Raw genomic sequence first — 8,082 nt, 5'->3', positions numbered from 1 at the left:
GGTGTGCACGGCCGACACCGGAGTGTCGGCGTGCAAACCCGCGCGCTCGTCTTGAAGGGGGCCCGGTTACGGGCGGGAGATACCGGCCGACATCACCCGGACGGCACTGACCAGGCCGTCGATGAGGTTGCCCTCCCGGAAGGCCGAGGTCGCCGCAGCCACACCCAGCGGTGCTGCCGACTCGGCGCCGCGCCCTTGCAGGCCGGCTCCGTAGACCACCTCGACGACCTTCTGATTGGGCGACACCGCGATCAGCACGGCCTCGTCGGGTGTGGGCACCTTGGCGAGGATCGCGCGGGCGGCAGCGGCGCTGGGAGCACCCAGGTCACCGATGTACACCGCGAAGCGCGCCTTCGATGCCCGCGAGCCCCACTTGAGAGCTTCGTCGAGTTCGACCCGCTGGTCGATGGAGAACGGATAGGTCTCCGAGAGTTCACCCGGTTCGGTGACTCCGGACAGCCGACCGCTGTAGGTCACCGCCCACCCGTAGGGCAGGTCTGCGGGATCGATCGTCGAGACCTGCGTCCCGTGATCACCACTTGCCACTTGCGCCACCTCCCACCGAGAATTCGTTCGAACCATGTCCGTGGGCGTCACCGATGACTTCGTCGGTGGCCGCCCAGAGGATCGGTGCGTGCGTCCATTCCTCGGTCATCTTGTACTCCGCCGGGTGCGGTGCCGGCTTGCGCATGTAGTACGCGAGGAGCAGCCCCAGCATCAGCAGCGGCACCCCGCCCATCACCATGTGGGTAATCGCGGTTTCGGTCACCGGTCAAATTTATCCCACCCACTACACGCTGTCGGAGTGAGCCATGCAATTCAGGCCGCGCCCTCGCCGAGGTAGCGTGCCCATGCGGGATCCAGCTCTTTGACCGTCGACAGCAGACGCCAGTGCTGGCCCTTCGGCGGCATCGGGGTGACCCGCAGTGCCCAGCCCAGTTCGGACAGCAGTTTGTCGGCTTTACGGTGGTTGCAGTTGGCACAACAGGCCACGCAGTTCTCCCAGGAATGCTCGCCGCCGAGGCTGCGTGGCACCACATGGTCGACGGTATCGGCCTTGGACCCGCAGTAGGCGCAGCGAAAGCGGTCGCGGTGCATCAGCGCGGCCCTGGTCATCGGGATCCGAGCCCGGTACGGAACTCGCACAAAGGTGCGCAGCCGGATCACCGAGGGGACGACGATGGTGTGTGTCGCGGAGTGGATCACCGGGCCGGCCGGATCGTCGTGCACCACGTCGGCCTTGCCGCACAACAGCATCACGACTGCCCGCCGCATCGGCAAGGCCGTCAACGGCTCGTAGGTCGAGTTCAGCAGCAGCACCCGGCGCCGACCCCAGACCGAGTTCCCCTCGGTGGGCGGAGTCAGGGTGTCCACACTGTGCAGCACTGCAGCCGCAGCAGACCCGGTTCGGCCTGCCGCAGCGTGGTGGCCAACCTTATTCAGTTGGTTGCGCTTGCGCTGGGCCATTGCTCCTCCGCGGACAGTCCACCACGGATCGGTACATCCCGCACGACAATTTCGGCGGTGTACGCAGGTCAATCAGGTGAACATCGAGTGACCACCTCAAACGGCGGCAACCACATCCGGGGCCGGCGTAATCGCAACCACCGACACGTACACAATGGAACCGTGCCCGAGGACCCACAATCGTTTTACGACGCTGTCGGCGGCGCCGACACCTTCCACAAGATCGTCGCGCGGTTCTACGAGCAGGTTGTCGACGACGAGGTGCTGCGACCGCTGTACCCCGACGACGATCTTCCCGGCGCCGAGGATCGGCTGCGAATGTTCCTGGAGCAGTACTGGGGCGGCCCGCGGACCTACTCCGAGCAACGTGGGCATCCGCGCCTGCGGATGCGCCACGTCCCGTTTCGGATCGGCCCGCTGGAGCGGGACGCCTGGTTGCGCTGTATGCACACCGCGGTCGCCGAGATCGACAGCCGGACGCTCGACGACACCCACCGCAAGGCACTGCTGGACTACTTGGAGATGGCCGCGCAGTCCATGGTCAACTCCGAGTTCTGAGCCAACTCCGACGTTCCTGAGCCAACTCCGACGTTCCTGAGTCAGCCCCGGAGTTTCTGAATCAGCGCAGCACCAGCGCCGGATCACCCCGGCGGCGATACACCGAGCCGAAGCGGGCGTCGATACGCAGCCAGGCCGGCATTACCCGCACCCGCACCTTCTCGTCGGCGGCCACCGACTCCGGCGCGAATTCGTCGCCGCCCTTGCCCGACTGCGGTAGGAAGCGCATCGCGGTCAGCGCGAACACACACCGCATCGGGATCCCGACGCTGAGCCCGCCCCCGCTGACGTTGATGACCTCTTGATCCAGTAGTGACACCGGAGGCCCCTGGCTGCTGCCGTGCTCGCGGGCCAGGGCAACACCTCGTTGGGCGAGGTCCAGCATCACCCGGGCCGGCACGTCATCGAGGTGGGTGAAGCCGGTTTCCGGCGGCAGCGCCCCCCGCCAAGCCGAGTCCATCGCAAAACCCGGCTCGGCGAAGCCAGACTCGTCGGCCGCCTGCAAGCCGTGCAGCAAGGAGTCCGCCCCGGCCGACAGATCGTCGGGCCGGATCGAACCTTGGACCACCCGGGTCGCCAACACATCGAAGTTGGTGACAACCCAGGCGCCCAAGAGTCCGTCGCGGCGTACCCGAAGCCGCACCACCGCGGCGTCGTCGAGCCGGTGCGCCCGCTCGGTGAACATTGCGAGGTCTGCCCGATGCGCGGGATCGGGCAGCCACACACCTCGTTCGCCTATCGGACCCATTGCTCCAAGTATTCACGGTGCTGCGGTGACAATCTGACCAGCCGCTGTTCGTCGATGTCGAACGCCGCCAGCTGCGTTTCGGCGATCACCGCCGGCTTGGAGCCGGGTTCGGCGCTGACCGACCGCACCTCGTAGCCGAGCGTGAAGTCGACGGCCCGTAACCGATTGACCCAGATCGTCACTTGCAGCGGCGAGTCCATCAACCGCAGCTGCCCTTTGTAGGACACCTTCACCTCGGCAATGAGCAGACCGGTGGTGGTGATGGTCGGACCGAACGCCGGGGACAGGAACGGGACCCGCGCCTCTTCCAGGATGGTCACCATGGTGGCGTGGTTGACGTGCTGGTACATGTCGATGTCCGACCAGCGCACCGGTACCGGCGAAACGTAGCCCTCAGTCATGGGCGACCGCCCTTACCCTGCTCGGGGACCCTCAACTGTTGGACCCCGATCCCTGGGATCGTGTCATGTTCCTGATCTGGCGAGCGGCCACCGACAGGGTGGCCAGATCCCCTTCGTCCACCTCGTAGATCTCGGTGAGGGTGCGACGGGCACGTTCCAGCCGGGACCCGTTGGTGTGCTGCCATTCGGCGATCTTCTCCTCGCCGCTCTCGTCGGGCTCCCCCACTGCGAGCACGTCGAAGGTCAGCGTTCGAATGGAGCTGTACACGTCATCGCGGATGGCCAACCGCGCCAGCGCATGCCACCGGTCGTCGCGGGGCAGTCCCGAGACCGACGTCAGCAACCCATCCGTCCCGAGGTGGTCCATCAAGGCGAAGTAGGTGTCGGCGACCTCGACCTCATCTCGCTCGACGATATCGGCGACGTCGATGATGTCGAGCAGGCTGTACTGGTACAGGCCACTGGAGACGGTGTACGCCAAATCCTCGGGGACGCCGTAGGCGGCGAACTCGGCGGCTTCCTTGTTGACGATCGCCTTGTCGGCACCGCGCAACCATTCCGGCATCCGCGGGGTCAGTGCGGCGACCTTGGCGGCGAACCGGTTGATTTCAGCGCCTGCGGCCAGCGGCTGCGGGCGGTTGTTGAGCAACCACCGTCCGGCACGATCGACCAGCCTGCGCAGATCCAATGTCATCCGGTCCGAAACATGCACCGGCACATTGTGTTCCAGGCTGGCTTCGCGGATGCGTCGCCACACGTCACCGATGCCGAAGATGCCGTCGGTGGCGACGAAGGTCCGCACGGCATCCACCGGCGCGACGCCGACATCTTCGGTGATGCGGTAGGCGAAGCTGATGCCCGCGGTGTCGACCACATCGTTGACCAGCATCGTGGTCACGATCTCACGGCGCAGTTGATGGCCGCGGATCTCGGAGACGAAGTTGTCCCGAAGTGGCGCAGGGAAGTACGCGGGCAGCCTGGAGGCAAACACGTCCTGGTCGGGCAGTTCACTGGCCAGCGCCTCGTCCTTGAGCGCCAGTTTCACATGCGCCATCAGGGTTGCCAGTTCCGGTGAGGTCAGCCCCAGGCCGGCCTCGGTCCGGCGCCGGATCTCCTTGTCCGAGGGCAACGCCTCGAGTTCCCGATTGAGGCCGCGGCTCTCCTCGAGATCCTTGATCTGGCGCGCGTGCACGTTGAGCAGGCTGGGTGCGTTGGCCCGACTGGTGCCCAACAGGTCGTTCTGTGCGGCGTTGTCGGCAAGCACCAGTGCGCCCACTTCGTCGGTCATCGACTCCAACAGCGCGGTGCGTGCTGCGGGATCGACCTTGTTCTGGGTGACCAACGAGTCGATCAGGATCTTGATGTTGACCTCGTGGTCGGAGCAGTCCACACCCGCGGAGTTGTCCAGGGCGTCGGTGTTGATCCGTCCACCGGCCAGATCGAACTCCACCCGGCCCAACGAGGTGACGCCGAGGTTGCCACCTTCGCCGACAACCTTGGCGCGCAGTTGGTTTCCGTTCACGCGCACCGGGTCGTTGGCACGGTCACCGACGTCGGCATCGGACTCGGTCTCGGCTTTGATGTAGGTGCCGATTCCGCCGTTCCACAACAGGTCGACGGGCGCCTGCAGGATCGCTTTCACCAGCGCCGGCGGGGTCAGCTCGGTGACATCTGCTCCCAAACCGAGCGCGGTGCGGACTTCCGGGCTGATCGGGATCGACTTCTGCTCCCGGCTGTACACCCCGCCGCCCGCCGAGATCAGCGACTTGTCGTAGTCGTCCCAGGTGGACCGGGGCAGCTCGAACAGCCGGCGGCGTTCAGCGAAACTGCTCGCCGCATCAGGTGTCGGGTCGAGGAAGACATGCAGGTGATTGAAGGCGGCGACCAGCCTGATGTGTTCGGAGAGCAGCATGCCGTTGCCGAACACGTCGCCGCTCATGTCGCCGATACCGACGACGGTGAAGTCCTCGGCCTGGGTATCGACGCCCAGCTCGCGGAAGTGCCGTTTGACGCTCTCCCATGCGCCCTTGGCGGTGATGCCCATCGCCTTGTGGTCGTAGCCGATCGAACCGCCGGAGGCGAAGGCGTCTCCCAGCCAGAACCCGTAGGACTTGGCAACGTCGTTGGCAATGTCGGAGAACGTGGCCGTGCCCTTGTCAGCGGCCACCACCAGGTAGGCGTCATCGCCGTCGCGGCGCACCACCCGCTCCGGCGGTAGCACGTCCCCGCTGGTCTGTTCCACGTTGTCGGTGACATCCAGCAGACCGGAGATGAACAGCCGGTAGCAGGCCACACCTTCGCTGCGGGTGGCCTCCCGATCGACGCCGGGATCACCGGTGGGCAGCGGCGGGTTCTTCACCACGAAGCCGCCCTTGGCCCCCACCGGGACGATGACGGCGTTCTTGACGGCCTGCGCCTTGACCAGACCCAGGACCTCGGTGCGGAAATCCTCGCGACGATCCGACCACCGCAGCCCACCGCGGGCCACACTGCCGAACCGCAGGTGCACACCTTCCACCCGGGGTGAGTAGACGAAGATCTCGAAACGTGGCCGCGGCAAGGGCAGTTCGTCGATCAGTCCGGGGTTGAGTTTCATCGCCAGGACCCCGTTGCTGCGGGCCGAGTTTCTCTTGGTGACAAAGTAGTTGGTCCGCAGCGTGGCCTGGATCAGGGAGGCGAAGGCCCGCAGCACCCGATCGGTGTCGAGACTGACCAGCGCGTCGATATCCGAGGCGACGGCAGCGGCGGCCAACTGGGCCCGCTGCGACCGGTCGGCCTCGGCCAGGTCCGGATCGAAGACCGCCTCGAACAGCTGCACCAGAGCACTCGCCGTCGCGGCATTGCCGTTGATCACGGTTTCGATGTGCGACTGACTGTACGGGAAACCCGCCTGCCGCAGGTACTTTGCGTAGGCCCGGACGATGCCGACCTGCTGCCAGGTCAGGCCGGCGCGCAGCACCAACTCGTTGAACCGGTCGATCTCGACGCGACCGTGCCAGATGGCGGTCACGGTATCGGCGAAGCGCTGCGCCACGTCGGCGAAGTCCTCGGCCTTGGCCGGGGCGATGGTCGGATGCGGTGAGATCCGGAAGTGATAGAGCCACACCGACAGGCCGTCGGGCCGGGTGACGGTGAACGGCCGCTCGTCGAGCACGATAACGCCCATGCTCTGCAACATGGGTAGCAGCTCGCTCAGCGACGCCGACCGCCCGCCGAGGTACCACTTGAGTTGGGCATTGCCACCGTCGTTGGCGTCCTCGAACACCAATTTGACCGAATTATCTTGCAGCTCTTCGATGATGGCGATGTCGGCGATCGCGTCCAGGGGGGTGACGGCCTGCTTGTACACCTCGGGGAACGCGGCCGAGTAATGGTCGGCGCGGCCCTGATCGATGGAACCTCCGGCCACCGCGCCTTGCAGGCGGTCCCCCCAGGTGCGGGCGGCCTCGGTGAGCAGATCCTGAATCCGGTTTTCGTTGGCCTCGGAGACGTCGATGCTGGCCGGGTCGGTGCCACCCTCCATCTTGACGGTGAAATGCACCAGCGCCCAGGGCGATTCGCTGACGCGCGCGGCGTAGTCGATGCTGATTCCACCGAATTCGCGGACCAGGATGTCCTGCATTTCCAGCCGCACCGCGGTGGTGTAGCGGTCACGGGGCAGATACACCAGGCAGGACACGAAGTGCCCCAGCTGGTCACCACGCACGAACAGCAGCGCCCGGCGCCGCGACCCGAGTCCGATCACCGCCATGGCCATATCGCGCAGCTCTTCGGCCGACAACGCGAACAGCTCCGAGCGGGGCACCGTCTGGATGACGTCGAGCAGCAGCTGACCGGGATGGCTCGGATCGTTCTCGGCCAACGCCAGCGCCGCGTGGACACGCTTGGAGATCAGCGGGATCTCCAGCACGTTGGCGCTCATGGCGGCGACGGTGAACAGCCCCACGAAGCGGTGCTCGATGGCTTCGACGGCTGCGTCGTCGTCTTGGTGTTCGCGGACCACCACGATGTACGGGTAGGCGCCGTAACGCAGGAAGCTCGGGATGGTGGCCTGCGCCAGCACCAACAGATCGTTGGCACTGGTCAGCTGGGGCAACACGTCGTCGCGGAAGCGCAGCACGCCCAGCCGGCTGGCGGCATCGACGGACGCGCGGCCGTCGCGGACCGGGCAGCGCTGATAGCCGAGCAGGACAAAGTGTCCGTCGGCCAGCCACCGCAGCAGGTCGGCGACGTCATGGCGGTCCGGCCCCGGGAATCGTTGATCGTCATCGGCGTCGAGCAACGCAGCCAACCCCAGCAGCGCCGAGCCCATCGGCACCACATCGGCCGCCACCTGCCCGGCGTCGGTGAGCACCCGCGGCAATGAGGCCACCGCTTCGGCGAGTGCGTCGCGGTTGACCGACGGGGACAGCTCGATGTGGATCCAGCGTTCTTCGGGCAGTCCTGAATCGTCCGCAGCGGTGCTCGGGTGGACGTCGACCAGAACCCCGTCACCATCACGACGCACCCGCATCACCGGGTTCATCATCGCGGTGTAGGACACCCCGAGTCGGTGCAACATCACTGTCACCGAATCCATCTGCATCCCGGCGTGATCGGCGACGACCTGGAGGGCCGGAGCGACCCCCTCGGAGCCGTCGACGACCGCGACGTTCACCTCTCCGGGCGAGCGCCGCGCGGCGAGGGCGACCTGGGCTGCCACCAGCGTTGTGGGGACCAGATCGGCGCCGGCATGGGCGACGGGCGCGGTGTCGGCGTTGGTTACCGGAGCGTCACTGTGGGGTCCGCGATAGGTCGCCAGATAGGCGTCCCGGAGCGCATCACCTCGATCCGGGGTGACCTTGGAAAGGTCAACCGAACTCTCGAAACCCGTAGCACCCGGATTCACCGACATGAGGGATCACTCCT

At 66.3% G+C, this 8,082-nt stretch carries 7 protein-coding genes; 1 reads left to right on the top strand and 6 read right to left on the bottom strand.

What is annotated here, in order from left to right; all coding sequences use genetic code 11:
- Positions 1-66: 66 nt before the first annotated feature.
- From WBB07_RS01505 to WBB07_RS01495, 3 genes are all read right to left on the bottom strand, one after another.
- Positions 67-546, bottom strand: coding sequence for a DUF5130 family protein (locus WBB07_RS01505; RefSeq protein WP_526304054.1), 480 nt, complete (start codon positions 544-546; stop codon positions 67-69).
- On the bottom strand, positions 533-745 hold the full coding sequence (gene ctaJ, locus WBB07_RS01500; protein WP_526304058.1) for an aa3-type cytochrome oxidase subunit CtaJ: 213 nt from the start codon (positions 743-745) through the stop codon (positions 533-535). Before ctaJ ends, WBB07_RS01505 begins: the two co-directional genes overlap by 14 nt.
- 74 nt (positions 746-819) lie before the next feature.
- Positions 820-1,467 carry an HNH endonuclease signature motif containing protein gene (locus tag WBB07_RS01495; RefSeq protein WP_526304052.1) on the bottom strand — a complete coding sequence of 216 codons (648 nt, stop codon included), beginning with the start codon at positions 1,465-1,467 and terminating at the stop codon, positions 820-822.
- A gap of 162 nt (positions 1,468-1,629) precedes the next feature.
- On the opposite strand from WBB07_RS01495, the gene WBB07_RS01490 reads away from it, so the two are divergent.
- Entirely contained in the window at positions 1,630-2,025 is a 396-nt protein-coding gene (locus WBB07_RS01490) for a globin (RefSeq protein WP_526304056.1), read from the top strand.
- Positions 2,026-2,086: 61 nt separating this feature from the next.
- Here the strand turns inward: WBB07_RS01490 and WBB07_RS01485 are convergent, their stop codons facing one another.
- From WBB07_RS01485 to WBB07_RS01475, 3 genes are read right to left on the bottom strand one after another with little or no spacing between them, the layout of a single operon-like run.
- Positions 2,087-2,773 carry a DUF8010 domain-containing protein gene (locus tag WBB07_RS01485; RefSeq protein WP_526304050.1) on the bottom strand — a complete coding sequence of 229 codons (687 nt, stop codon included), beginning with the start codon at positions 2,771-2,773 and terminating at the stop codon, positions 2,087-2,089.
- Complete coding sequence (locus WBB07_RS01480; protein WP_526304048.1) at positions 2,761-3,174, bottom strand: acyl-CoA thioesterase; 414 nt, start codon at positions 3,172-3,174, stop codon at positions 2,761-2,763. Before WBB07_RS01480 ends, WBB07_RS01485 begins: the two co-directional genes overlap by 13 nt.
- A gap of 31 nt (positions 3,175-3,205) precedes the next feature.
- Positions 3,206-8,068: an NAD-glutamate dehydrogenase gene (locus WBB07_RS01475; protein ID WP_526304046.1), complete on the bottom strand. Its 4,863-nt coding sequence runs from the start codon at positions 8,066-8,068 to the stop codon at positions 3,206-3,208.
- Positions 8,069-8,082 lie beyond the last annotated feature (14 nt).

This window comes from Mycobacterium sp. (assembly GCF_049647605.1).
In the GTDB taxonomy this organism is placed as follows: Bacteria; Actinomycetota; Actinomycetes; order Mycobacteriales; family Mycobacteriaceae; genus Mycobacterium.
The sequence above is the reverse complement of the archived record's forward strand: the minus strand, read 5'-3'. Positions and strand labels throughout refer to the sequence as shown.

Bases quoted from the DNA above. Each gene is read 5' to 3' on its own strand.
- WBB07_RS01495 (WP_526304052.1), bottom strand. From the start codon at position 1,467: ATGGCCCAGCGCAAGCGCAACCAACTGAATAAGGTTGGCCACCACGCT.
- ctaJ (WP_526304058.1), bottom strand. From the start codon at position 745: ATGGTGATGGGCGGGGTGCCGCTGCTGATGCTGGGGCTGCTCCTCGCG.
- WBB07_RS01480 (WP_526304048.1), bottom strand. From the start codon at position 3,174: ATGACTGAGGGCTACGTTTCGCCGGTACCGGTGCGCTGGTCGGACATC.
- WBB07_RS01475 (WP_526304046.1), bottom strand. From the start codon at position 8,068: ATGTCGGTGAATCCGGGTGCTACGGGTTTCGAGAGTTCGGTTGACCTT.
- WBB07_RS01485 (WP_526304050.1), bottom strand. From the start codon at position 2,773: ATGGGTCCGATAGGCGAACGAGGTGTGTGGCTGCCCGATCCCGCGCAT.